General features: G+C 53.6%; 24 protein-coding genes, 1 tRNA gene and 1 other RNA gene. 11 read left to right on the top strand and 15 right to left on the bottom strand.

Annotated features, from left to right (window positions below; translation table 11 throughout):
• Positions 1-5: 5 nt before the first annotated feature.
• The 8 genes from KJZ99_09530 to KJZ99_09565 all read right to left on the bottom strand — a co-directional run bounded on the left by KJZ99_09530 (position 6) and on the right by KJZ99_09565 (position 5809).
• Positions 6-794 (bottom strand): hypothetical protein, encoded by a 789-nt coding sequence (locus tag KJZ99_09530; protein ID MCL4306144.1) that lies wholly within the window; start codon positions 792-794, stop codon positions 6-8.
• A 2-nt stretch (positions 795-796) separates the two neighbouring features.
• Complete coding sequence (locus KJZ99_09535; protein ID MCL4306145.1) at positions 797-1267, bottom strand: hypothetical protein; 471 nt, start codon at positions 1265-1267, stop codon at positions 797-799.
• The gene (recJ, locus tag KJZ99_09540; GenBank protein ID MCL4306146.1) at positions 1264-2961 is read right to left on the bottom strand and encodes a single-stranded-DNA-specific exonuclease RecJ; all 1698 of its coding nucleotides are present in this window, start codon (positions 2959-2961) and stop codon (positions 1264-1266) included. Before recJ ends, KJZ99_09535 begins: the two co-directional genes overlap by 4 nt.
• 97 nt (positions 2962-3058) lie before the next feature.
• An RNA gene (rnpB, locus tag KJZ99_09545) (RNase P RNA component class A) lies at positions 3059-3411 on the bottom strand.
• A gap of 10 nt (positions 3412-3421) precedes the next feature.
• Entirely contained in the window at positions 3422-3874 is a 453-nt protein-coding gene (locus KJZ99_09550; GenBank protein MCL4306147.1) for a ribonuclease HI family protein, read from the bottom strand.
• A gap of 26 nt (positions 3875-3900) precedes the next feature.
• Positions 3901-4641 carry a hypothetical protein gene (locus tag KJZ99_09555; protein ID MCL4306148.1) on the bottom strand — a complete coding sequence of 247 codons (741 nt, stop codon included), beginning with the start codon at positions 4639-4641 and terminating at the stop codon, positions 3901-3903.
• 196 nt (positions 4642-4837) lie between these two features.
• Positions 4838-4910 (bottom strand) — tRNA-Ile (locus tag KJZ99_09560).
• 224 nt (positions 4911-5134) lie between these two features.
• Complete coding sequence (locus KJZ99_09565; GenBank protein ID MCL4306149.1) at positions 5135-5809, bottom strand: DUF5020 family protein; 675 nt, start codon at positions 5807-5809, stop codon at positions 5135-5137.
• A gap of 175 nt (positions 5810-5984) precedes the next feature.
• Between KJZ99_09565 and KJZ99_09570 the strand changes: the two genes are divergently transcribed.
• The 9 genes from KJZ99_09570 to KJZ99_09610 are packed head-to-tail and all read left to right on the top strand — an operon-like array spanning position 5985 to position 14680.
• Positions 5985-6674, top strand: coding sequence for an HAD hydrolase-like protein (locus KJZ99_09570; GenBank protein MCL4306150.1), 690 nt, complete (start codon positions 5985-5987; stop codon positions 6672-6674).
• A complete protein-coding gene (locus KJZ99_09575; protein MCL4306151.1) occupies positions 6655-7608 on the top strand; it encodes an EamA family transporter in 954 nt (317 codons plus the stop codon). The genes KJZ99_09570 and KJZ99_09575 overlap by 20 nt, the downstream gene beginning before the upstream one ends.
• Before the next feature lie 9 nt (positions 7609-7617).
• Positions 7618-8139: a type 1 glutamine amidotransferase gene (locus KJZ99_09580; GenBank protein MCL4306152.1), complete on the top strand. Its 522-nt coding sequence runs from the start codon at positions 7618-7620 to the stop codon at positions 8137-8139.
• A gap of 3 nt (positions 8140-8142) precedes the next feature.
• A complete protein-coding gene (locus KJZ99_09585) occupies positions 8143-9822 on the top strand; it encodes a DNA polymerase/3'-5' exonuclease PolX (GenBank protein ID MCL4306153.1) in 1680 nt (559 codons plus the stop codon).
• On the top strand, positions 9795-10274 hold the full coding sequence (locus KJZ99_09590; GenBank protein MCL4306154.1) for a GAF domain-containing protein: 480 nt from the start codon (positions 9795-9797) through the stop codon (positions 10272-10274). The genes KJZ99_09585 and KJZ99_09590 overlap by 28 nt, the downstream gene beginning before the upstream one ends.
• Positions 10256-11629, top strand: coding sequence for a phosphoglucosamine mutase (locus tag KJZ99_09595; protein ID MCL4306155.1), 1374 nt, complete (start codon positions 10256-10258; stop codon positions 11627-11629). Before KJZ99_09590 ends, KJZ99_09595 begins: the two co-directional genes overlap by 19 nt.
• A gap of 18 nt (positions 11630-11647) precedes the next feature.
• Positions 11648-12937 carry a glucose-1-phosphate adenylyltransferase gene (locus KJZ99_09600; GenBank protein MCL4306156.1) on the top strand — a complete coding sequence of 430 codons (1290 nt, stop codon included), beginning with the start codon at positions 11648-11650 and terminating at the stop codon, positions 12935-12937.
• Between the two features lies 1 nt (position 12938).
• Positions 12939-14249 carry a thymidine phosphorylase gene (locus KJZ99_09605; protein MCL4306157.1) on the top strand — a complete coding sequence of 437 codons (1311 nt, stop codon included), beginning with the start codon at positions 12939-12941 and terminating at the stop codon, positions 14247-14249.
• 47 nt (positions 14250-14296) lie between these two features.
• The gene (locus KJZ99_09610) at positions 14297-14680 is read left to right on the top strand and encodes a hypothetical protein (GenBank protein ID MCL4306158.1); all 384 of its coding nucleotides are present in this window, start codon (positions 14297-14299) and stop codon (positions 14678-14680) included.
• 73 nt (positions 14681-14753) lie between these two features.
• Here the strand turns inward: KJZ99_09610 and KJZ99_09615 are convergent, their stop codons facing one another.
• Complete coding sequence (locus KJZ99_09615; protein MCL4306159.1) at positions 14754-15080, bottom strand: thioredoxin fold domain-containing protein; 327 nt, start codon at positions 15078-15080, stop codon at positions 14754-14756.
• Between the two features lie 26 nt (positions 15081-15106).
• Positions 15107-16906, bottom strand: a complete 1800-nt coding sequence (locus tag KJZ99_09620) for a sulfite exporter TauE/SafE family protein (protein ID MCL4306160.1) — start codon at positions 16904-16906, stop codon at positions 15107-15109.
• A 65-nt stretch (positions 16907-16971) separates the two neighbouring features.
• On the opposite strand from KJZ99_09620, the gene KJZ99_09625 reads away from it, so the two are divergent.
• Positions 16972-17433 (top strand): OsmC family protein, encoded by a 462-nt coding sequence (locus tag KJZ99_09625; GenBank protein MCL4306161.1) that lies wholly within the window; start codon positions 16972-16974, stop codon positions 17431-17433.
• Here KJZ99_09625 and KJZ99_09630 read toward each other — a convergent pair whose 3' ends face one another.
• Complete coding sequence (locus KJZ99_09630) at positions 17434-18030, bottom strand: SprT-like domain-containing protein (GenBank protein MCL4306162.1); 597 nt, start codon at positions 18028-18030, stop codon at positions 17434-17436. It abuts the gene before it with no gap.
• Complete coding sequence (rmuC, locus tag KJZ99_09635; GenBank protein ID MCL4306163.1) at positions 18018-19316, bottom strand: DNA recombination protein RmuC; 1299 nt, start codon at positions 19314-19316, stop codon at positions 18018-18020. The genes KJZ99_09630 and rmuC overlap by 13 nt, the downstream gene beginning before the upstream one ends.
• A 340-nt stretch (positions 19317-19656) precedes the next feature.
• On the opposite strand from rmuC, the gene KJZ99_09640 reads away from it, so the two are divergent.
• Positions 19657-20934: a citrate (Si)-synthase gene (locus tag KJZ99_09640; protein ID MCL4306164.1), complete on the top strand. Its 1278-nt coding sequence runs from the start codon at positions 19657-19659 to the stop codon at positions 20932-20934.
• 69 nt (positions 20935-21003) lie between these two features.
• On the opposite strand, the gene KJZ99_09645 is transcribed toward KJZ99_09640, so the two are convergent.
• Genes KJZ99_09645 through KJZ99_09655 form a run of 3 tightly spaced genes read right to left on the bottom strand, consistent with a single transcriptional unit; the run spans position 21004 to position 23796 of the window.
• The gene (locus tag KJZ99_09645; GenBank protein ID MCL4306165.1) at positions 21004-22323 is read right to left on the bottom strand and encodes an FAD-binding protein; all 1320 of its coding nucleotides are present in this window, start codon (positions 22321-22323) and stop codon (positions 21004-21006) included.
• The gene (locus KJZ99_09650; protein ID MCL4306166.1) at positions 22320-22592 is read right to left on the bottom strand and encodes a zinc ribbon domain-containing protein; all 273 of its coding nucleotides are present in this window, start codon (positions 22590-22592) and stop codon (positions 22320-22322) included. The genes KJZ99_09645 and KJZ99_09650 overlap by 4 nt, the downstream gene beginning before the upstream one ends.
• Positions 22593-22605: 13 nt before the next feature.
• The gene (locus KJZ99_09655; GenBank protein ID MCL4306167.1) at positions 22606-23796 is read right to left on the bottom strand and encodes a pyridoxal phosphate-dependent aminotransferase; all 1191 of its coding nucleotides are present in this window, start codon (positions 23794-23796) and stop codon (positions 22606-22608) included.
• Positions 23797-23808 lie beyond the last annotated feature (12 nt).

The raw sequence follows: 23808 nt of genomic DNA on the forward strand, positions 1-23808 counted from the left end.
CCGACTTATCGACTGGTTGGGAGCGGTACTTCAAATCTGGGTTCAACATCAACCGCACGGTCACGCAAGTTTAAGCAATGCGTCCCGTACCCCAAGCGCACGAGACCAAGTGGTGGGATTCCCGTACTACGATAGGCGACCACCTTCGCGCCCTCTGCGCCGGACCCCCGGTACACAGTCACTGGAAATGTGCCGGAATAGAGTTTTAATTCTGTCTTCTCTCCGGGTCGCGGCTGATCAAGCCGATCATCATCAAATACACTCTGCGGCAAGACGAAGCTGACATTGGAGAATGGCTCTTTGTTCATCCGCCAAAGTCCGCGATAAACCTCGCCAATCTTCTCCCCGCGTTCTACAACAAGATCGAAGTCCACGCTTGGTCGATCGGTCTCGAGGCTCTTGTAGGTTGCTTGCAGCCAAGCGGCATTCTTGCCCATCCAGGATACGCCACCGTGATATGTGATCGAAAGATGAGCAATGACAGGGCCGAATGGACCGGTAGACTCTTTCCATTCCGTCAATGCATAGACCGCCATTACGCCTGACACCTCGTCATCAAGAAATCCGCGATACAGCAGGTGACGAACCCACGTCAACGCCTGGGAACGAAGTCGTGCAGCGGGATCATCTTGTACCGCCTCTTCCTGAACAGGCTGTGGTATGGAGTCAGTCCGCAGCGTATCGACGACCAGCGTGTCTAACTGCGCAGGCTCCAAGCTGTACGGATACTGTGCAAACGCAACGGTTGCAATGAACAGCCACAGAGCAAGTATTTGAGTGCAACGGCTACGCAATCTTAGAACGTCGCGTTTCTTGTATTCTTTATGAGCACTTCGGTCATCTTTTTCGGCTCGACCACAACGGCTCCCTGAACCCCGTCACCGTCCCATCCGTTTGCGTACCAGCTGTCCCCGTCCTCAACGAAGAGGCTGTACTTTCCCTCTGAAACGGGGATAGTGAATCGCCCTTTTTCATCACAAACCGTCTCGGCAACCAGCGGAGAAGCAATGGAATCAGCGCTCACCCCCGGGAGTCCCTTTACCGGCTCATGTAGCCTGACACGCAGTCCCGCACCGGGTTTAATCTGATTATTGCGCCTTGCCTCATCCACCGGCGGCATGAAATTGCCCTCCCAAATCTCGACGCGACCCGTTACACCACTTATCGGCGCAGGCGCGTCCTGATTCTTAGCCTCGCGTCGTCCCATCCCAATTACGCTGGCAGCCAATAGAAACATGGCCACGATCTTTAATGGTCTCTTGCTCATCGCAGGTCCTTAATGCGGAGTTGCGTCGTCTTGCGATTCTGGTATTCGTTCTCTTCAATTACGTATACCATCTCGAACTCACGGCGGCCATTCATAAAACGATCGATTCGCTCTCCAAGATTGAATCCGATGGCCTCGAATTGCAGACCGTTTTGTGTTGCTACTAACTTTAGATGGTTCTGGCCAACAATGCGGGGAGGATATGCCGTCCCGAGGTCCCGAGTTACAAATGTCGGACGTGTATTCTGAGGTCCGAATGGTTCAAAACGTTTCAATGTTTGAACAACTTCGGGTGTTATCTCGTCCAGCGAGATTTCGCTCTCGATCCGCACCTTGCGCACCAGGTCGTCTTCAGTCATCAGGTCTCTGCAGGCTTCCTCGAATCGCTGCTTGAATGCGGAAATATTCTCTGCGGGAATTGTGAGACCCGCAGCATATTTATGTCCGCCGAACTGTTCGAGCAAATCTGAGCACGCCTTCAGCGCATTGAATATATCGAAATTGGATACCGAACGAGCGGAACCTTTCCCCATACCGTTCTCGACTGAAATCATGACCGTTGGACGATAGAATCGTTCGATGAGTCTCGACGCCACGATTCCAATAACACCTGAATGCCAGCCTTCCCGAGATAGCACAATCGAGTGACGCTCCTGCGGGTTCATCGTATACCGGATTTCCTCAAGCGCCTGACTGAGCGTATCGTTGTCGATTTCCTTGCGGCGGCGATTCTCCTGCTCCAAGACTTGAGCTACCTCACGTGCCTGCTGGGCATCGCGCGTAGTTAGGAGCTGCACGGCTCGCATTGCGCTTCCCATGCGACCAACCGCATTGATCCGCGGAGCAATATTGAAGACTATCTGCCCGACATCAATCTTACCCCCTCGCACTCCCGCTGACTCAATCAGGCTCGCGAGTCCCACTTCCGGAGAGACATTGAGCTTCTCAAGCCCCTCTTTTACCAGCACCCGATTCTCATCAATCAAAGGAACGATGTCCGCAGCGGTCCCGAGTGCCACAAGGTCTATGTAGCGGAAAGCGTAATCCGAATCGAGGCCGAGAGTCTTGGTAATGCCTTGTGCGAGCTTGAACGTCACCCCTACGCCGGCGAGTTCGCTGAAGGGGTAACTTGAATCCTTGCACTTTGGGTCAAGCACTGCAAGTGCATCGGGCATTTCGTCGGCCGGCTCGTGATGGTCACTTATGATCAAATCGAGGCCGAGCGATTTTGCGTAAAGAGCCTCCGCCACCGATGTGATGCCGCAATCCACGGAGATGACCAGATCCGCTCCCTGCTTCTTCACTTCGTCGAGACCGGCCTGCGATATCCCGTAGCCTTCATTCTGCCGATCGGGAATATAGGCCACAACGTCGCCGCCGAGGTCGCGCAGAAACAAATAGAGCATCGAGACCGAAGTTATCCCGTCTACGTCGTAATCACCGTAAATCGCGATGCGTTCGCGCCCCTGAAGGGCTTCAATAATGCGATCCACGGCGCGCTCCATACCTGGAAGGAGGAATGGATCGTGCAGCTGCGAGGGCGATGGATTGAAAAATCTATCCACCGCATCAGGTGTGTCCATTCCGCGATTCAATAGAATCCGCGCAATGGTATAGGGGACTTTGGCTTGTCGGCTTAAGCGCTCGATCTCCTCATGTGGCCGACTCTCCACCATTTCCCATTTGGGTTGCATGGTTATTCCTGTATGTCATATAAACAAAAATCTTGGTTGAGTGTTGGTTACTCGTTCCGTGGTTTGCGACGAGACGTCGAAAACTGTGTCCAAAAAAAAATGGGGTTCGCCTGTAAGCCGAATTCTGTACCCTTGCGGGTGGTGATCATCTGTCTGGGTTGATGATTACTCATCACCTCGGGCGGCCTACCCACCGGATCCTATGCTCCGCGAGCAACGGAGACTCCCGGCATACTTGGCCTTGCTTCGAGCGGGGTTTTCCCTGCCGCATCCATTACTGAATGCGCGGTGCGCTCTTACCGCACCATTTCACCCTTACCCTTGCGGGCGGTGTATTTTCTGTGGCACTTTCCGTTGCGTTGCCACACCCGGCTGTTAGCCGGCGCTCTGCTCTATGAAGTTCGGACTTTCCTCGCCTGACAAGTCAGGCGCGATCACCCGGCGAACCCTGCAATCTTACTCATCGCTTTTCCGCGTCATCCAAGGCCCGGTTAACCAACTTGTCGGCGTCCTTATTTTCTTCCCTGCGAACATGCCGGATGCGCGGAGTCAGGCCGTTTAGCAACTTCTTCTTCTGCTGGACTTCGCTGTTCAGTTCCTGCAAGCGTGGTTCCTTGATCTTCCACTCTCCCAGTACCTGGTTGACGATTAGCAGACTGTCACACGCGATTCGAAGGACCGATGCTCCGCTGCCTTTGATCAGAGGGTTGGCGGCGCAGACTTCCAGCAGTCTTATCAGCGCACGATACTCCGCTTCGTTGTTTGTCGCGCGGCCAATGTAGGAACCTTCTTCATAGAGAAGTGTGCCGTTGTCGTCATGAACAACGACTCCGATTGCCGCCGGGCCGGGATTGCCGCGCGCGCCGCCGTCAATGTGCGCGTGAAGTTCGATGGAAGACTTACCCAAGTGCATGCGCGCTACGACGATTTCGACGGAGGCTAATCGAGATCAGCAGGGGCGACAAATCGGCCACACGCCTCACAGGCATAAATATCCCGCGATTGGCGGATCACGACCTGAGTCTGCGGTGGAATCAAGGCAAAGCAACCGCCGCAGGCCTCACCAACGAGAACCGCGATGCCGCGACCGTCCTTCGCATCCCGAATGCGCTCATAATGAGCAAGCAGCCGCGGATTGATGCTTTGAGCAAATCCTGCCCGACGCTCGAGAAGACTTCTCTCTTCTCCCTCAGTCTCTTTCAACTTCTGCTCAAGCTCTACCTCGCGCGCCACTTTGTCTGACTTCAATTGCTCCAGCTCAGCTTGCTTGTCCTCGACCACTTGAGCCAGTTCGATGGCCCGTTCTGTGTTCGTCGAAATCAGCAACTCAAACTCCGCAATCTCCCGCCTTGCAGTATCCTGCTCAAGCGTGATTGCGTCGTACTCGCGAGTCGTGGTCACAGCATAAAGCTGTTGCTGATACTTGGCCAGCAAGTCTCTCGCAGTAGCCAACTTATGGCCGCTCTCGCCAGCTACCCTCTCTGCCTTCTTGCGTTCCTCTTCTTTAGCGGTGATGTACTCCTCGTACTCTGCGATTTGAGCCGCCAAGGCTTCCACCTGTTCTGGTAGTCCTCCGCGCTCCTCCGCAATGTCCGCCAATTCTAAATCAATCTCCTGAATCTCGGTCAGCGCCTTGAGCGTCTGCCGAACTTCCTCGGGCGTTGCTTCCTGAATGATCACTCTTTCTGCCTGCCTTCAACTTCGTGGTGCCCAAAAACGAGAAAAGGTGCGCGAAAACTGGTCCGCACACCCTGTTCGAACTACATTTCCCTGCCCACGTGCCATAATTCGGTTTCCAACCTGTTTTCCCGACGACAGCGTGGTGCGCAAGACAAGGAACTCCTTTTCATCGCTGATACCGGTGGTTGCCGCACGGTGGGCCCACCAGGATTCGAACCTGGAACCGACGGATTATGAGTCCGCTGCTCTAACCGTTGAGCTATGAGCCCTGCATTCGCCGGCCGCCCCGCGCCTCGTGCAGGCGATGGCCAGGTTCTGCCTCACACTTCACACAGCTCCGCAGCTCCAAACCAGCGTAGACTCTTAATATACAAACCTCCCGTGACTTGTCAAGCCAAAATTCTCACCCATGAGAACACATAAACTTAATTAAATAAATAATTTAGCGCGACAAAGCCCTTCCAGCGAGAGGGAGCCGCACGCTTTTGTTCGCTCACAAATCATACCTTATGAATAGAGTCGGGTGAAGATACCACTTGTGGTACTCAAAACCGTCCTCTTCAGTATATGCACCCGCGAAATTGCGCGACAGTTCCCACTCTGTCCCGAATGCAAGGTGCTGATGCCTGTATTGAAACTGAGGCTCGGCTTGAACGGAGACAGGATTGTCGCCGTAATTGTTTGAATTCCAATCCACATACCCTAAGAACTCGAATCTGGACTTTTTGATTGGCAGGAACCAGACACCTGTCAACTGCCAGCCCAAGTCTGACGCAAACTCTTGACGCAAAAGAGTTTGCAACTCGATTACGGCACTTCCTATTCGCAATTCTGTTAGCGCAAGTCCTGCTAACACCGTGCGGGGAATGAGTTTCCCTCCAGTTTTGTCAAAACCGGTGACCCCGTCATTAAACTGGATTGTTGCGTTAAGATCTGTCCGTTTAATCTTTGCAAAAGCGAAATGCCGGGAAACTTCGAAATAGGACTGAGTTTGCCCTGTTTTCCCGAAATCGAAGTCGGCAAAGAAGAAACTTGAGCCCAGCCGATCTCCGCTCCAAATCTCAACGGTTGACGTGAAGACTTCACGATTGAAGTCACGATGAAGCTGGCCGTTCACGAACGTGTCCGCGGCGTGGGCTGCAGCAGCAATCAGGAGACTAAGTGCCATCAGGCGCATATCCGGTTTTCCTTGTTAACTTTGGGCCTTGGAGGTTTTCCGGGACTCTCAAGCGAGGGAGGCAATACATTCATATTAAGATAGTCTGACTTTCACAGATAATCAATCCTTAAAGCATCCGCCTTGACTATCTCGCTGTCCTGTCTTAAATTGCATTGGTATAGATATGAAGTTGCTTGTTTTCGACATAGATGGCACCCTAACCCACCTTGACGGCGCGACGCGCAGAGCTTACTGGCGAGCGTTCCGCGCGGTCTTCGGCGTCGAACCCGTCACGGATGGCGTGTCGATGCACGGCCGGACAGATCCCCTGATCTTCCGCGAGTGCTTTGAAAGGACAGGTTTGGGCGGAAACTGGCGCAACGCGTATCAGGAGTTTAAACCTCGATATCTCGAGGCGCTTCCAGAATCCATTCGTAATACAGAGAGGACTCATTTGCACGTCGGTGTGCGTGAGTTGCTTGTTTCCCTTTCAGAGCGTCCGCACGAATTTGCATTAGCTCTCGGCACCGGCAACATGGAAGCGGGCGCTCGAGTGAAAATCGGCTATTTCGGTCTGAATGACTACTTTCCCGTAGGAGGTTTTGGAGACGAGCACGAAGAGCGTCACTTGATTCTACAGGATTCTATCACCGCCTCACATGCCTACTACGGGCGATTGTTTTCGCCGGAAGAGACTTGGGTTATCGGTGACACAGAGCACGACGTTTACGGTGCGCAGCGGCTCGGCCTGCGCACCCTGGCGGTTGCAACGGGGGGAAAATACTCGGTCGAGATGCTGAAAGCGACAGGTGCGGAAGAGGTTCGCGCAGACTTGAGCGCGACGGCGGAATTGCTTGAACTCTTCCGAAACTAAGGCTGTCCTATCCCGCCGGCTGACGCTTTTCCTGCTCATGCTCACTCATGTCGGAGTGACTGGCTTCGGGTATGTCGTCAACAAGCTTGCGCTTCGCGAGTTCAATCCTTTCGCATATGGATTCTGGCGGTTGCTGATCGGCCTCTTCGGGCTTTCAACATTAGTTATTGTCACACGGTCGTGGCCAAGAATCGACAAGGTAGACTGGCCCAGGGTTTTAGTGTTGGCGCTGGTCGCCGTGCCTGTCAACCAGTTGATCTATCTGGTCGGGATGAGCAAAACCATGCCTTCCCATGCCTCTTTGCTCTATGGCACGACCGCTGTATTTGCGTTGTTTCTGTCTTCCGCTTTGGGCTACGAGCGTATTCGTCGGCATAAGGTCGTGGCGATCATTATTGCACTTTGCGGACTCGCTTTAGTCGTTACGCAGGGAGGAGCTATTGACACAAGCTCGGATCTGTTCCTGGGTGACGTCTTGATATTTACAGCTGTGCTGGCTTGGGCAACCTATACCGTGGTCGGCAAGCCTTTGGTCAAGAAATACGGCGCCTTGCCGTCGACATGCGTAGTATTGATAATCGGATCAATCATCAGCCTGCCGTTCCTGGTAATACCGGCGCGTATGCAGGATTACACAGATATTACGTGGATTGGCTGGGGCGGCACTTTCTACGCAGGAATTGTGTTGACTGTTCTTGCCTACAATGTCTGGTACAGGATTCTGTCGATGGTCGACCCTTCGCAAGTCGCAATTCTGACTACCCCGCAACCGGTGGTCGCAACTACTCTCTCGACCTTTCTTGTCGGTGAAGTTGTCGGCTGGCCGTTAGCACTGGGTGGAGCCCTTGTGATTGCCGGAATTGTGCTTATGGACGCTCCTGCCTTCGCGAAGCATGCCGGAAATTTACGAAGAAGAGTCACGGGATTGCAGTAAGAGGTTTGAATGTCTATCGCTGGCAAAAAAGTTGCGGTGCTCGTGGAACATCACTACCAGGATCTTGAAGTATGGTATCCCGTGATGCGCTTACGCGAAGCCGGAGTGAAAGTTCACTTGATCGGCACTGGATCTGCACCCGAATACGCAGGCAAATTCGGATATCCTGCTAAAGTGGACAAAACTGCAGACAAGATAAAGGCTGCCGGTTATGACGGGCTCGTCATACCTGGTGGTTGGGCTCCTGACAAACTAAGGATGTCCGAAGCGGTCTTGTCTCTCGTGCGCGAGATGGATCGCGCAAAGAAACCGATTGCGTGTATTTGTCACGGAGGATGGGTACTCGTTTCCGCAGGCGTTTTGCGCGGACGGAAAGTAACGAGTTATGTGGCGATTCGCGATGACATGGTGAACGCGGGCGCGAAGTGGGTAGACGAAGCCGTCGTGGTGGACAGGCACCTCATCACCTCGCGCAAGCCTGACGACCTGCCGGTTTTCATGATTGAATTTTTGAAGCAGCTTGCCGCCTGACGCATGACTCGCGGTGAAGTGGTTGCATTGCTGGAGGAGTACGCGCTGCTTCTCGATTTACTTGATGAAGAGGCGTTCCGCGCACGCGCTTTCGCGAATGCGGCCCGCCAACTCACGCAAGTGTCTGCAACTCTCGAAGAGCTTCTGATCGGCTCACGCCTGAAGATGGTTAAGGGTGTAGGTGCCGCGATTGAACAAGCGATACGCGACATTGCAGAGAGCGGAACATTTACTGAACTCGAACGTGCGAGGGACCGCGTTCCCCCTGGCGTATTAGACTTAATGCGCGTTGATGGTCTCGGTCCCAAAAAGGCTCGCGTACTGTGGCGCGAGGCACATATCTCTTCACTTGAAGAGCTGGACTCGGCCATCATGGCAGGCAAGCTTTCCGCTCTTTCAGGCTTTGGGGGCAAAACCCTTGAAAAATTCCGGGCCAGCATTGCTTTCCTGCAAACAATCGGCAAACGCAGGCTCCGGCATCATGCCAAAAGAATTGCGGCGGCGCTGACTGAACAAATCTTGGCACTTCCGCACGTCGACTCAGTTCACTTCTGTGGAAGCCTGCGTCGCAACTGTGAAACGATTGGTGATCTTGATTGCGCCGTGTGCGCATCACGTGAGCATCATAAGACCTCACGAGAGCTGATTTCGAGAATCGACGCTATCACGTGGAACAACAAGGACGGAGAGATTTGGTCTGGACGCACGACGGAAGGAATGGACATCGAGTTGTCCGTTTGCGCTCCCGATGAACTTGGGACAAGGCTTGTGCTCGCCACCGGTTCAAGAACTCACGTTGCCGAACTCCTGCGCCGCGCGGGTGAACTGCCCAACTCGCCGACTGAAGAACAGCTATACGGTATGCTCGGGCTTCAATTCGTTCCACCTGCACTGCGAGAGCAAACCACAGAGCCACGATTGTTAGGGGAACCTACGTATCCGTGCCCTGTTGAGAAGAAAGACATTCGAGGAATATTGCATATTCATTCGAACTACTCTGACGGACATCACTCCATTCGACAGATGGCAGAAGCCGCGATGCTGCGCGGCTATGAGTATATCGGGATTGCCGACCACTCCAAGTCGGCGGCTTACGCGGGAGGGCTTTCCACGGATCGCGTTATGGAACAGTGGGAAGAGATTGACTACTTGAATGATGAGCTTGCGCCGTTTCGCATTCTCAAAGGCACTGAATGTGATATCCTTGCTGACGGAAGTTTGGACTACGATGACGGTCTTCTGCGGGGATTTGATTACGTCGTTGCGTCAATTCATCAGGGTTTTCATATGTCCGAAGACGAGGCAACGACTCGCTTGTGCCGCGCTCTCGAGAATCCACACGTAGACATTCTTGGTCATGCCACCGGGCGTTTGCTCCTCAGGCGTGAAGGTTATCCAGTCAATCACGAAAAACTTTTGGAATGCGCGGCCGAGTACGGGAAATCGATCGAGTTGAACACGAATCCGCATCGTCTGGATCTTGACTGGCGGTGGTTCAAGCGCGCTATTGAACTCGAGATTCCCATTCCTCTGAACCCTGACGCGCACGCCGCAGATGGACTCGACGATATTGAATACGGTCTTGATCTGGCTGCTAAAGGACCGATCACGCAAGCACTTTGCCCTTCCGCATGGAGTGCTCACGAGTTCCTGCAATGGTGTCAAACTCACCCCCATCGATGACGAATCAATCAGCATCAAGGCTCTTCCAAAAACTCCCCGATGCGGACTTCCGTTCTCGCTGCCAGACATTGTGTGAGTTGCTTCGCCGAGATAACTCGGCATACGACTGGGTGGGCATCTACTGGGTAGACGGTGACGATCTCGTGCTCGGCCCCTGGTCGGGGAAGCAAGCAACTGAGCACACGCGCATTCCGATTTCACAGGGCATCTGCGGCGCAGCTGTTCGCGAGGGGCAAACCATTATCGTGGAGGACGTGCAGAATGATCCGCGATACCTTGCGTGTTTTCTCGAAACTCGCTCGGAAATCGTCGTTCCAATTCGTGCCGACGGCCTAATCATTGGCGAAATCGACATTGACGGCAAGCGCGTACGCGAGTTCGACGATAGAGACCAGGAATTTCTGGAAGAGCTATCGGAACTAATCGGTCGCGAGTGGCCGGGGCGATGGTGAACGACTCGCCGCTGATGATCTCCGTATCCGGAGTGCGCGGCATCGTCGGGCAAAGCATGACTGCCGAGGTTTGTTTGCGGTGGGCACAGGCATTTGGAAATCAATGCGCGCCCGGACCAGTCGTCGTGGGTGGCGACAGCCGTATCAGCAAGACAATGATGCGTGCTGCCACAATCTCCGGCTTGGCATCAGCGGGCGCTCGGATAATTGATATCGGAGTAGTCGCGACGCCCACAGTCGCACTTGCCGTGGAGTATCACCGAGCGAAGGGCGGTATTGCAATTACCGCCAGCCATAACCCGGCTGAATGGAACGCGCTGAAGTTTTATGGCGAGGACGGGTTATTCATTGACGAGGACCGTGGCAAGTTGCTGCACACGGCCGTAGCCTCAACACAGGCATACGACGTTGATGCTTTTCGCGTCGGACGTTATGAGCGCGACGAACTTGCGGTTGAGAGACACTTGAATGCCGTGCTCGCGATGCCTTTCTTGCGCGTTGACGAACTGAGGGGGCGGAAGTTTCGCGTCGGGCTGGACGCTGTGAATGGTTCAGGTGGCGAATTGCTCAAAAGGCTGTTGGAAACTCTCGGTTGTGATGTCGTGGGCTTTCATCTTGAACCAACTGGCAGGTTTCCTCGACAACCTGAACCGACTCCTGAAAATATCCGCGACGTGTGCCAAGCTATGCAAGATGCGCGTGTCGATATCGGCTTCGTTGTTGACCCCGATGCAGACCGACTTGCAATCATCCGGTCCGACGGTAAACCGGCGGGTGAAGAATTGACAATTTGCGCTGCTGCGCTGGCCGCGCTTCCTTATGTTCCCGGTCCCGTTGTCGTCAACTGCTCAACCAGTCTCGCAATCAGAGACATAGCAAACTGCTTTGAACGAACTGTCTATGAAACACGAGTTGGCGAGGCGCACGTTGCGCGGCGGATGAAGGAAGTTGGAGCGGCAGTTGGAGGGGAAGGTAACGGTGGAGTCATGCTGCCTTTGGTACATGCTTCCCGTGACTCGGCAGTAGGGGCGGCCTTAGTCTTGCAGGCCCTGCTTTCAGCAGACACTGCTTCTGCCGAATTCTTTGACGGAATGCCGCAGTACCATCTTGTAAAGCGAAAGCGCGAATTCTCTACGTTGATGGAGCAGGCTCGTGCTCTCGAACGTCTCGCGCAAATCACTGACCTGGGCGAAGCTGACACGCTGGACGGATTCAAGTGGAGAACGGTAGACGCATGGGTACAGGCAAGAGCCTCCAACACTGAACCGATTGTGCGAGTATTTGCAGAGGCTCCGACTCAAAGTGACGCAGAGCGGCTTGCGGCGAAAGTCTTAAATTTTCTTGATACACAATAACCACATCATAAATTTCTTATGGACAATGTAGCGGCAGTCATATTAGGCGGCGGACGAGGCACAAGATTGCATCCGTTAACCAAGCCCCGTTCAAAACCGGCCGTTCCGTTTGGCGGCATGTACAGGCTGATCGATATTCCAGTCTCAAATTGCCTGTATTCTCAACTGAGCAAGATTTATGTCATAACTCAGTTCAACTCTGCATCATTGAATCGCCATGTTTCAATGACGTACACGTTTGATGCATTCAGAAATGGATTTGTGACGATTCTTGCTGCTGAGCAGACCATTGATACAAGCGATTGGCTGCAGGGGACAGCCGATGCCGTGCGCAAGAACTTGCGTCACATTCGACCTGCTGAACCCACGGACGTTTTGATTCTTTCAGGAGATCACATCTACTGGATGAACTATCAGGGCATGCTCGCCCTTCACCGTAGAGCAAGAGCCGACATAACAATTGCAACTTATCCTGTTGCGCTCGAGGACGCCAAAAGATTCGGGATCATGAAGGTCAACGATGATGGTCGCATCGTGGAATTCAAGGAAAAGCCTGAATCCCCGAAAGACATTAAGAATTGGACACTCTCGGGTGAAGTGTTCAGGTCTGCCGACTTTGACTCCGAGGGACCGGTTGTTATGGCGTCAATGGGCATCTACTTGATACGCTGGGAAGCAATAGAACAACTGCTCGCTCCTGATACGGGATCAGATTTCGGAAAGCATGTGATTCCTTCAGCAATCAACACACATCGTGTGTTTGCCTACCCCTTCAGCGGGTATTGGGAGGACATTGGAACCATCGAATCCTACTATGATGCCAACCTCGCTTTGACGGATCCTCAACCAAAGTTCGCTTTGTTTGATCCGAACTACCGGTTATTCACGCGTCCGCGCTTTCTGCCCGGTGCGAGTATGCGCGAGGTGTATTCGAAACGGGCGTTAATCTGTGCCGGCTCACGAATTGAGCATGGTTCCATTGAGCATTCTATCCTCGGTACGCGTACGGTTGCAAAGTCAGGCATCAAAATCATTGACTCGGTCGTATGTGGCGCAGACTTCTATGAAAGTTCGGAGTCGTTGCAGTTGAATCGCGAAACGGGCCGACCGGACATAGGGATCGGCGGCGATACGTCAATCAGGAAAGCTATTGTTGACAAGAACGCCCGGATTGGGTACGGCGTGCGAATTGACCCAAGCGACAATGTTCCTGATCATGACGGCGAGGGTTACTCTGTGCGAGACGGAATCGTGATCATCGAAAAGGATGCCGTGATTCCTGACGGCGCCGTTATCCCTGGCAAATAGTGTGAATGTTGCAGAACTCATTGCCCGAAAACAAGACGGGGGCGGACTGTCAGACACTGAGATTACTGCGTTGATTAACGGATTTGTTGATGGAACGGTTCCCGACTATCAAATGTCCGCGCTGCTTATGGCGGTTTACTTTCGCGGGCTAAGTGATCAAGAGGGAAGGTGTTTTCTTAACGCGATGATCAGATCCGGCGAAGTGCTGTCGTTCCCGGATATCTCAGCCCGCAAAGTGGATAAACATTCCACTGGTGGCGTCGGCGACAAGACTTCATTGATTGTTGCCCCCGTTCTTGCCGAAGCAGGTGTTCCCGTCCCCATGATTTCAGGACGGGCACTCGGGCACACAGGCGGGACTCTTGACAAGCTTGAAAGCATTCGCGGATTGCGCGTTGTGCTGTCGCATCAGGAATTCTCAAGCATATTGCGCGCGCACGGCTGTGTGTTTGGCGCTCAGACGGACAACCTGGTTCCTGCCGACAAAAAGCTGTATGCCCTGCGCGACGTTACCTCCACCGTCGCCATCCCTCCGCTGATTGCCGCGAGCATTCTCTCGAAGAAGATAGCCGAGGGTACGAATGCACTCGTTATGGACGTCAAAATCGGCCCCGGCGGATTCCTGCCGACAGAGGAAGAAGCTCGGGAGTTAGCGCAGAGGCTTGTGACGTGGTCGGCGGACTGGAACGTCGAGACGATAGTCTATGGCACGGACATGCACGAACCGCTCGGCGACACAGCTGGCAACCTCATTGAAGTTGTCGAGTGCTTGAGCATACTGAAAAACGGCATCGGCGACGCAAGGTTGATCGAGTTGTGTGGTGTTCTTGGAGGTGCAATGCTGAAGCTCGGAGGGATCGTCCGCGATGTCGAATCAGGCAGGAAAGAGTTCCATAGAGTGCTGCAGAGTGGGGCTGCATACAGGCGTTTTCAGCGGATTGCCGAAGCACAAGGGGCGGATCCTTTCGTATGGAAGGAGCTCGAGTCAGGCGTAAACTCGGCATGCTCGCACGTGATAACTGCAGCGAGCAATGGAGTGCTCTCCGAGATTCGACCTCGTCAGATCGGACTCGGACTCGTCGAGCTGGGTGCGGGGCGACGAGTTGCTTCAGATAAGGTCGACCCTTTCGCCGGCATTCGATTTTTGAAGAAGCGTGGCGATTCGGTCAAGATTGGCGAACCGATTGCAATCGCACATTGGAGCGGCGCACCTTCCGGCAAGCCGCAAGGGATCTCACTTCTATCGGGAGCCTTTGAGATCTCCGATGGTCCGGCGGAGAATCGACCACTGGTTTATTTCGAAACTGCATAAGCGCTCGCGGCTGTAGCCGAACGTATCGAGCAGAAAGTGAAAGACGTATGGATGACTCTATTGAGAAGAAGGTTCGCACGCTCCGGCTGAAACTCCTGATGGCGGAAAGAGAGTTGCATGCTGCATCCGGCAAATGGAGACTTGGTGCGTTGCTGAAAGCTGGACACGCAAATGCTATGAATCGGGAGGTAGATAAGGTTACGGACCGATTGGAAGCAAAGATCGACAAATTACGCGCAGAAATCGCCGAGCTGACAGGAGAACCATTGCAAAGCGCGAATCCGGGCAAAGTGGTCGCTCCTGCCTCCAAGACAGCAGCGAAGAAGGAACCGGCGAAAGCTCCCGCTGACAAAAAGATGCAGACGCAAAGAACGGCGTCAAAGAAGTCCGCTGTCAAGAAAACCACTACGAAAAAGTCCGGGAAGAAGTGAGCGCGAACCACCTTAAGTAAACTAATAGGGCCGCGTTATTCGCGGCCCTTGTTCTCATTCGTGCAATAAGAACTTATTGAGCATGGTTGCGGAACTTCTCTTCGAGCTTTGCTTTCGGGAGAACTCCGGTTACAGTCTCGACGAGCTGCCCATTCTTAAAAAAGAGCACCTGCGGGATGTTCAGTACACCGTATTTGCGCGGCGTTTCCGGGTTGGCTGCGATGTCAATCTCGCCAATCACTGCCTTGCCATCCCAGTCAGGCGCAAGGTCTTCAAGTATGGCATGTATTTTCTTGCAGGGTGCGCACCATTCCGCCCCAAAGTCGAGAACGGCAAGTCGGTCGGCACGCAGGATTGTCTCTTCAAAATTTGCGTCTGTAACAGTGACCAAATTGGACACGTCAGCTCCTCTATTGTTGCAGTGTGTTAAAGGTTGTGGCGATCCAACAGGGCTATGAAGTCTTTTGCGGGCTTGAATCCCGTGAACCGAGTGATTTCGCGGTCGCCTTCCTGCAAGATCACTGTTGGCATCCCCGTGATCTTATACTTCTGCTTCATCTCCTTCACCCACGGGGTTTCTTTGGTGAAGTCAAGCTTTAGTCTGACAAACTCATCGACACGTTGTTGGACTGCCGGCACAATCCAGGTCTTTTCGTCAAGTTCTACACAAGCGACACACCAGTCGGCATATACGTCGATCAGCATGGGTTTGCCCGAGGATTCGGTCAGCCGCAGAGCTTCTTCCTCTTTGTTGACCATCCACTCTAATTCAGTTAGTGGGCCGGCGGATTCCGTCGTCGCGCCGATCGCATTTGGATAGAACGACTTGAAGAGGAATATCCCGCCGATCAAGAACACGATAAGTGTGAATGTTTTGCCAAGCCTCTGTTTCGCCGTGGCTTCGTCAGTTAATGAGTCGAAAGCGCCGGAAAAGACGGAAAACGCAATCAGCAGGACCGACCACGCCGCATAATATAGGTGTTCGGGAAGTGTAAGCCGGAGCATATAGATTGCTCCCGCCATCAGTATCCAGCCAAAGCCTTTCTTGACGGTTTCCATCCAGGAGCCGGCCCGAGGCAGTGCCTGAATCGCACCGGCAAAAGTTCCGATAACCAGAAACAGCAAGCCAAGCCCCAGTGAAAACGTGAATAGCAACGCCCAGCCGTAGAAAAGATCACCCGTGCGAGCAACCCACGCGAGCAGCGCGACGATCACTGGACCGACACATGGCGCCATCACCAAGCCTGAAGCCATGCCCAGCAAGAGCGGTCCGAAAAATCCTCTTTTTGCTGCGCCACCCGTCAGACTGGACTGCAGCGCGGCAGGCAACGCAATATCAAACGCGCCAAGCATGCTGATTCCCATGATGCCAAAGACTATCGCGATGACGATATTCACTACCGGGGATCCGGAAATCGAACCAAACAGCGTCCCCGTGGCGGCGGCAAAGAGTCCAAGTCCACTATAGACGATGGCGATGCCCAAGGCGAAAATCGTTGAAAGCATGAGGCCCCGCAACGGTTTCCCTGCACTTGAACCGCCGATGTATCCAATGGTTATTGGAATGACCGGATACACACACGGCGTGAAACTTGCGAGGATTCCGCCAAGGAAAGCAACAAGAAACGCCGTCCACGAGCCGCCCTCAAGCGCTGCGAGCAAGCGCGCTTCAAGTCCCTTTGGCTCTTCTTGTTCACCTGTTGCTCGGGCGTCCGCAAAAATCCGTTCGTTGGCGGCGATGACTTGAGAACCCGCAGCGCGAATCTCAAGCGAAGTTGTGAGCCTCTTTTCTTCAGGCAGAAAGCATACTTCCTGTCCGTACTCTTGACAAATCTGATAGCCGGCCTCGACTGGAATTACATGTGTCCCAAGCACGGCGTCAGGTGCGGCGGTAACCGGAACGCGCACGAGCACGTCACCGCGATAGCAAACCTCATCGTGGAATGGCTCCCCCTTCGGAAATTGCGGTTCGCCAAATAGAAGGCCCAGCGTATCTGAAACCGTTACATAGAATAGCCCAAACTCGACGTCCGTAATGTGGTGTTTTGCTGGTACACTGAACAGCAGGCCGAGTTCCGAGGTGCCGTCCGCCGCGATCGCATCTGTGCTCCATATCGCTCGCACCGGCACGCCGGGCGAGACTGGCCCGCCGTCTGCATCTGCCCTGAGAGGTGCCGAACCTAAAAGGGTCGCTACGACAAGTACAAAGGGTGCAATCCAAGCCATGTGCTGTTGAAACTCAATTATATTTAGATAATCTTATATACACGATTTACTATTCGGAGGTTCCCTTGAAAATCATACTAAAGCACTCAGGCCAAATGGCCTTTCTGGCGAAAGCTGATTCAAATCACTGGGTTCCCGTGGATGCTGGCCCGGTTTCGGGAGGCGGAAACGGGGCATCTTCCCCCATCGAGATGCTCGTGATCGCGGCCGGAGGCTGCGTAAGCATGGACATGGTCTTTATCTTCGGAAAGAGCCGCAAGCCCTTCACCCGCTTTGAGATGGAAGTAGAAGCGAACCGAGCGGAAACTCATCCTCGCAGAATTATTTCCCTTCACTTTCATGCGCAGGTTGAGGGTCCCGAAATGACGCCGGACATGATTGAAAAAGCACTCAATCTGTCGCTAACGAAGTACTGTTCTGTCACGCTCTCCCTCGACCGTTCCGTCGTCCTGCGGGCCTCGTACACTTGCAACGGCCAGCCAGGAGTGGAATGGGAAGTGGAGCGAAACGCGGAAATCTATCAGTAGCTACTCAGCATCCGCGCCAACTCGAGTCCCTCCGTGCATCATTGCAAGGTAGGAGAGAAATCCGCCTGTGGAGGGGCGAGGCTTCCGCGCGGGACGACCACGCAAAGGCCAGTTATCTCTTAGCCACTCTTCCACAGTTTTGTAGACAGGAAATAGTCGCTCCGCGGCGCGAAACTCCGGCGTGTGAAAGCGTCTGCCCCCTGTGGGACCCTCTGTGATGCCAAAGTACAGATGCAGCATCTCGTGGTGCATCACACCCGCAACCACCATTTCAGGAATTCGTGCATCATCCAACGCGGAGTTAATCGTAATCACGCGCTTCTCCACGTCACAAAGACCCAGCGTGTAACGCCAGCGATTCCGGCTCCAGCGAATCACTGGCTGCCGAAGTTCACACTTGAACATCACGTCGTTTATGACGTCAAAGCAGTTCTGAAGATCGTAAACCAACCCTTGCGGTTTATGTCGAGGACCGCGGCGGGAGGAAGCCAGTGGCGGTTCCGGCGGGAGCGGAGTGGAAATTGTCTCTGATATCAGTCCAAAAAGTTCAAACTGATACGGGTCGGGAACAGGTCGGGTGCGTCCTACGGCTCCCACGTGGTTCCGTCAGCGTTAGGCAACAATCTCTCAACAGTCGGTTCCGGCAATTCGTTCTGGGCACCCTCGTGTTGAATCCCGTCGAGCTTGCGTTCCAATTGTCCAAGATCTCGATTGGCTTGCTCCATGTTGTTCCCCGCTTGCAGGACCTGCTTTGTGGCCTTCTGAAAGCTGTCCTTAACCTTCGAGAGGTCGCCCCCCAGACCCCTTAAGAGTCCCGTAATGTGCCTTGCACTTTCCGAGATTTGCATTCCCTTGAACCCAATGACTGTGACTTGCAGCAAAGCCCAAAACGACGTCGGAGACGTTGGATAAACACCTTTCTTGCGAGCGTGCTCCATCAGGTCAGGGATTGACAGCATCTCATAGTACACCCCCTCGGCGGGAACATACATGACGGCAAACAGCAAGGTCTCGGGTGGCCGAATGTACTTGTCGGCGATGTCGTCAACATGCTTCTTAACCGCTCGCACAAACTCTTTACGCGCCACCTCTGCTTCTGAATCATCCTGCGCAGCCCGCAATCGGTTGTAGGCTTCGAGTGGAAACTTGCTGTCAACAGGCAGCCAACCGTGGGGGTTCTTGATCACGGCATCGACGCGCCCAGTGCCTAACGGGTATTGGATTTCAAACTGACTCGGATGAAGGCAGTCGCGCAGCATCCGCTCCATCTCTATTTCACCCAATTCGCCGCGCAACTTCGGGGCTTTGAGAATCCCCTGCAACTCCTCCAGTTCTTGAGAAAAGCGTTGAATCTTCTCGTTCGTTGTGTGCAGTTCTACAAGTCTCTCGGTCACGCCCTTAAAGAGACCTTCGTTGCGGGTGATAGTTTCTGAAAGCTTCTCGTCTACCTTCTTCTGAATCTCGGCCAGCTTGGCTTCGTTGGACTGCTGCAGCAGCCTGAACTGTTCGGTGAGCGACGTGACTCCTTCGCTTAGGGCTTGTCGCGACTCGGCACGTGCTTTGGACTGGTCTGCGCTTAGTGTCTCACGTAGACCTTCAAGGCTGCCGCGGAATGTCTCAATACTCTCCCTCAACTCCTTCCGTGCAATCTCCTGTTCTCCCGCAAACTCCTTCCTCGATTCACGCAACTCTGTAGACAAGGTCGCTTGATTCTCTTGACGCGTACGCTCAATGCTCTCCTGAAGCGCGGAGATTCTGCTTTCCAAGCTGGCAGTTCTCTCCCGCTCGACATCTGAACGATTTGAGAGGCGGGTCAATTGCACCCAGAGGGCCAATCCAAGCACGGCAATCGCCGCCAAAAGGAGATAAGTAGAAATGTCCATGATTAGTTAATCAAATAAGTTAACGAACTAACCCCTAATCCGCAACGGCTTGGATGGTCGAAGCGTTCGTGTTTATCGTTAAATTCTCATAAATAGTTATTTATTATTTGCTTAATATGGGGATGTTTCAATACTTTGAGAATGGGAATGACTTCTAAACCCCGTGAGAAGAGGACTTCAACGGTCGCGTTGGACAAGGTGGTGAGAATTGAAGCATCCAAAACGGGAATAGCCCTCCCTGCCGTGATTTCCGGTTGATTTTCAGAGTTCAAATCACGATAATAAGGAATAGAGCATATTTACTGATTGCCTTAAATTCATCCTCACAGGGTCGACACAAATGTCATTGATTCACGAGAAATTATCAAAAACGCTACCGGCCTACCAGGAGATTGTAAAATCCCTCGCCAAGACCCATGGCGACAAGGTCATCGATTCGGTTACGGTTGGCGCACTACTCGGAGGCCAGCGCGGCATAAAGTCCTTGCTTTGCGATACCTCTGAGGTTCCAGCCGACAAAGGTTTGATCATCCGCGGCATACCCGTGATGGAACTGGTGGATAAACTCCCCGAAGAAGTCATGTGGCTTCTATTTACGGGTGAAATGCCCACAGCTTCAGAACTCGCGGATCTACAGAGTGATCTTGAAAAGCGCCGACACGTACCGGACTTCGTGTGGCACGCGATGGAAGCTTTGCCCAAAGACAGCCACCCTATGGCAGTCTTTAACCTCTTGATCTTAACACTCGAGCGGGATTCGGTATTCCGGAAGCGCTACGACGAAGGCATGGGCAAGGAAGAATACTGGAAGGCAGCACTTGAAGACAGTTTGAACCTGATCGCGCGCATTCCTGAAATCGCCGCAGGTGTGTATCGCTGGCGGTACGATCTCGGGCCGCGGATTGCGCCCAAGCCAGGACTTGATTGGGCTGCAAACTATGCTCACATGTTGGGCGTGGAAGACAAAGATGGTGGCCTCAAGAGGCTAATGAGGCTTTACATGGTGCTGCACACTGACCATGAAAGCGGCAACGTCTCGGCTCACACTTGTCATTGCGTAGCCTCCGCACTCTCTGACCCGTACTACGCTGTCAGTGCAGGGTTAAATGGACTTGCCGGTCCGTTGCACGGTTTGGCAAATCAAGAGGTCCTGCAGTGGTTGCTGGATGTTCTGAAGAAATTCAATGGCAACCCCTCTGATGAACAGCTTGACGCTTTTGCTCATGAAACTCTTTCGTCCGGCCGCGTGATCCCGGGATATGGTCATGCAGTTCTCAGAGTGGTGGATCCGCGTTTCACAGCCTTCCTCGAATTCGGGAAGAAGGAATGTCCTGACGGTCCCGTCTTCAAGCTGGCCGAACAGGTCTTCCGTGTCGTCCCTGAAATCCTCAAGGGGATTCAAAAGATCAAGGATCCGTGGCCGAATGTCGATTCGATTTCCGGCAGTCTGCTGCACCACTACGGTGTTACGCAGCCTCGCTATTATACGGTCATGTTCGGTGTTTCGCGGGCCATAGGCATGTGCTCGCAGATTGTGATGAGCAGAGCCTGGGGTGAGCCGATTCAAAGACCCAAATCTATTTCCATCAGCCAATTGAAGAAACTCGCCGAAGCTTAGGCGAGTAACTCCCCAGAGTAAAAGCCCGGCGTTAGCGCGCCGGGCTTTTCTTTCCGTTACTGTGAACTGCTATTGCGAACCGGTGCGTAACGGTTTGAAGCGCGAAGCTGGATCACACTTGCCAACCAATGCGGCCTCAATACTCCGAGTCACAGCATCGCGAAATCCCGTGAGACTAACTAACCCCGCAGCTGTTTCAACCGGACACCCTCCAAGATGAATTGAGTCTTCAGCCAGCCGCTCTAACAAGTCTGCTGCGCGCCGAGCAGTGCGGGCTTCATCATCCGGATGAAGGACCCAAACTCGTACGTCTCCAGTGTCCAACGTTCCCCAAACGGCAACGTCCAGGCTTCGGTCACGCGCAAGTTCATCGACACGTTCATCAAAGTCGACAAGTGCTTCGGCCGGCAGACGGAACCTTCCACGAGATCTGTGGGGGAACAACCTCGTCAGAGTTCGCGGCAACCTCAGAAGGTTTTGCCATATCTGGTTGACTCGGGCGGCTTCGTTCGTCGTCGTGTGCTGCACGTTCTGCAGTGCGTCCAATGTAAGCGACTCGTCCCACTCAACGGCGAGCAGCGTCACCGCGCGATCTGTAACGAAATTGTCGTTCCCCTGTCGAAGTGCTCGGGTTGCGGTCTTTGTGTAGAATGGAATCGCCGACGGCTGCGGCGACTGAGAACGCCATACTCGATACAACTCGCCAAGCTGCTCCACGCTCTCGCACTCAGCCAACAACAGAGTCCGTGACTTGGGAAGCGACTCAATGGCCAGCTCGAAGCGAGTGAAAACCCCGTAGCGCGCTTGACTTCCAAACAAAAGCGGCGAGACATCCACTCCGTCGCTGCTCAGACCTGGCCCCGTATGGAAAATAGTTCCGTCGTAACCTATCCACTCCATGCAACGAAGGTTTGATAAGACCCCACCGCTCCGCAGGCAGCGCAGTCCCTCCTGCGCGTTTGCAAACAAGGTTCCCAATGTCTCGCCAGGTTCAATCGGGTGCAAGGGCGGCCATGTTAGCCCCCGTTGCGCCAAATCCACCGCCATTGACTCAAGCAGATTTCCAGAAAAAAACCACATTCCTTTCCCATCTGAAGACAACCTACAGGGTCCCACAAGTTTGTGCGTGAGCACAAGCATCGCACCCTCTAACTCCTGAACGGCGGCAGGATGCTGTCCGGACGCTACCGCTACTCGAATCTCCTTTTCCGCCGCAAAGCGCAGGGCTGCTTGAAGATCTTCGACTGAAGTCGGCTCAATAATCAGATCCGGCAAGTCGTTCTTCCGCAATGATCCGCTCAGCAGTGCGAGCATGTGTTTCTGTGCAGCATGCACAGTCATGCCCGGCGCATGCTTCTTGAGCTTCGCAAATCGGTCAAAGATGATCACGTCTTGCTCGCTGCGCCTTGCGTCGACCCGCTGGACTCTTTGCTATCAGAAGAACTGCTTTTGCTTGAGTCGCTGCTTCCACTGGGTGATTTCTTAGCGTAGTCTGTAATGTAGAAGCCCGAACCTTTGAAGATGAGTCCACTTCCCGCCGAAATCCTGCGCTCCGCGCGCCCGCCGCAGATCGGACAAACTTCGAGTGCAGGATCGAGCATGCTCTGAAATTCCTCAAACTCATGCTTGTTTTCACAAACGTATTCGTAGGTCGGCATGGGGTGATTCTTGTTAAGACTTGATATCTGAAACAGCTGCGGCGATTCGATTCACAGACTCGATTAAGATTTCATCCGATGTTGCAAACGACAGCCGAATGCAGTCCGGTGCTCGAAACGCGGTGCCCGGAACGATCGCCACATGATACTTGTCCAGCAGATACTCGGCAAAGGCCGTTGCTTCCTTTAGTGGTTTCCCATTGATTGACCCGGTCATCATGGCCGGTATCTGCGGGAATGCATAGAACGCTCCCTCCGGCTTCGGGATTCGAATTCCCGGGACATCCTTCAAGGCTGCATGACAGATATCGCGCCGGCGTACAAAATCCTTGTTCATCATCTCAGGATAAGCAGTGCCGCTTTGAATTCCCGCTAACGCCGCCTTTTGTGAAATCGAACACGGCGAGGAAGTCATCTGGCTCTGAATTCGCGCGATGGCGTCCGATACTTCAAGTGGTGCGGCCCCATATCCAATCCGCCAGCCGGTCATTGCGAAACTCTTCGATACTCCATTCACGACGACCGTTCGCTCCATCATGCCCGGGAAATGCGCAGGGCTGACGTGCTCCCGCCCGTCAAAACGTAAGTACTCGTATATTTCGTCCGAAATCACATAAGTGCGATGACGCCTCAGAACAGTTGAAATCGCCTCCATTTCCGCGCCGGAAAGCACTGCTCCTGTGGGATTGCATGGACTGTTCAGCATGATTACTTTGGTTCTCGGAGATATCAACCGCTCCAAGACTTCCGCCCGCAAATGGAACCCGTCCTCCACTTTCGTCGGAGCGAAAACCACTTCCCCACCCGCCAGCCATACCAGTTCAGGATAAGAAAGCCAGCACGGTTCGGGAATGATCACTTCATCACCGGGCTCCACCAGCGCGAGCAGTGCGCTGGCCAGTATGTGTTTGGCGCCGTTGCCCACCACAATCTGTTGCGGAGCATAGTCGAGGTCGTTATCCCGCTTGAGCTTCTCGCAAATCGCTTGGCGAAGCTCCATGATGCCCGAGGCCGCGGTATACTTCGTGAAATTATCGTCAATCGCTTTATGACCGGCCTGCTTAACTTCCGGCGGGGATGGGTGGTCCGGCTCACCGACAGACAAATCGTAAATCTTCACCCCCTGCTTTTGCAGAGTGCGCACCTTTTCAACTATCGCCAACGTTTGAGAAATCGACAGGCGAGAGACACGGGACGTTAGCACGTTATACCTTTC

Source organism: bacterium, from assembly GCA_023382385.1.
Lineage (GTDB): Bacteria > Electryoneota > RPQS01 > RPQS01 > RPQS01 > JABWCQ01.

Coding starts and splice junctions, on each gene's coding strand:
- KJZ99_09580 (MCL4306152.1), top strand. CDS start 7,618: ATGTCTATCGCTGGCAAAAAAGTTGCGGTGCTCGTGGAACATCACTAC.
- KJZ99_09650 (MCL4306166.1), bottom strand. CDS start 22,592: ATGCCGACCTACGAATACGTTTGTGAAAACAAGCATGAGTTTGAGGAA.
- KJZ99_09585 (MCL4306153.1), top strand. CDS start 8,143: ATGACTCGCGGTGAAGTGGTTGCATTGCTGGAGGAGTACGCGCTGCTT.
- KJZ99_09600 (MCL4306156.1), top strand. CDS start 11,648: ATGGACAATGTAGCGGCAGTCATATTAGGCGGCGGACGAGGCACAAGA.
- KJZ99_09570 (MCL4306150.1), top strand. CDS start 5,985: ATGAAGTTGCTTGTTTTCGACATAGATGGCACCCTAACCCACCTTGAC.
- KJZ99_09535 (MCL4306145.1), bottom strand. CDS start 1,267: ATGAGCAAGAGACCATTAAAGATCGTGGCCATGTTTCTATTGGCTGCC.
- KJZ99_09550 (MCL4306147.1), bottom strand. CDS start 3,874: ATGCACTTGGGTAAGTCTTCCATCGAACTTCACGCGCACATTGACGGC.
- KJZ99_09565 (MCL4306149.1), bottom strand. CDS start 5,809: ATGGCACTTAGTCTCCTGATTGCTGCTGCAGCCCACGCCGCGGACACG.
- KJZ99_09610 (MCL4306158.1), top strand. CDS start 14,297: ATGGATGACTCTATTGAGAAGAAGGTTCGCACGCTCCGGCTGAAACTC.
- recJ (MCL4306146.1), bottom strand. CDS start 2,961: ATGCAACCCAAATGGGAAATGGTGGAGAGTCGGCCACATGAGGAGATC.
- KJZ99_09590 (MCL4306154.1), top strand. CDS start 9,795: ATGGTGTCAAACTCACCCCCATCGATGACGAATCAATCAGCATCAAGG.
- KJZ99_09640 (MCL4306164.1), top strand. CDS start 19,657: ATGTCATTGATTCACGAGAAATTATCAAAAACGCTACCGGCCTACCAG.
- rmuC (MCL4306163.1), bottom strand. CDS start 19,316: ATGGACATTTCTACTTATCTCCTTTTGGCGGCGATTGCCGTGCTTGGA.
- KJZ99_09620 (MCL4306160.1), bottom strand. CDS start 16,906: ATGGCTTGGATTGCACCCTTTGTACTTGTCGTAGCGACCCTTTTAGGT.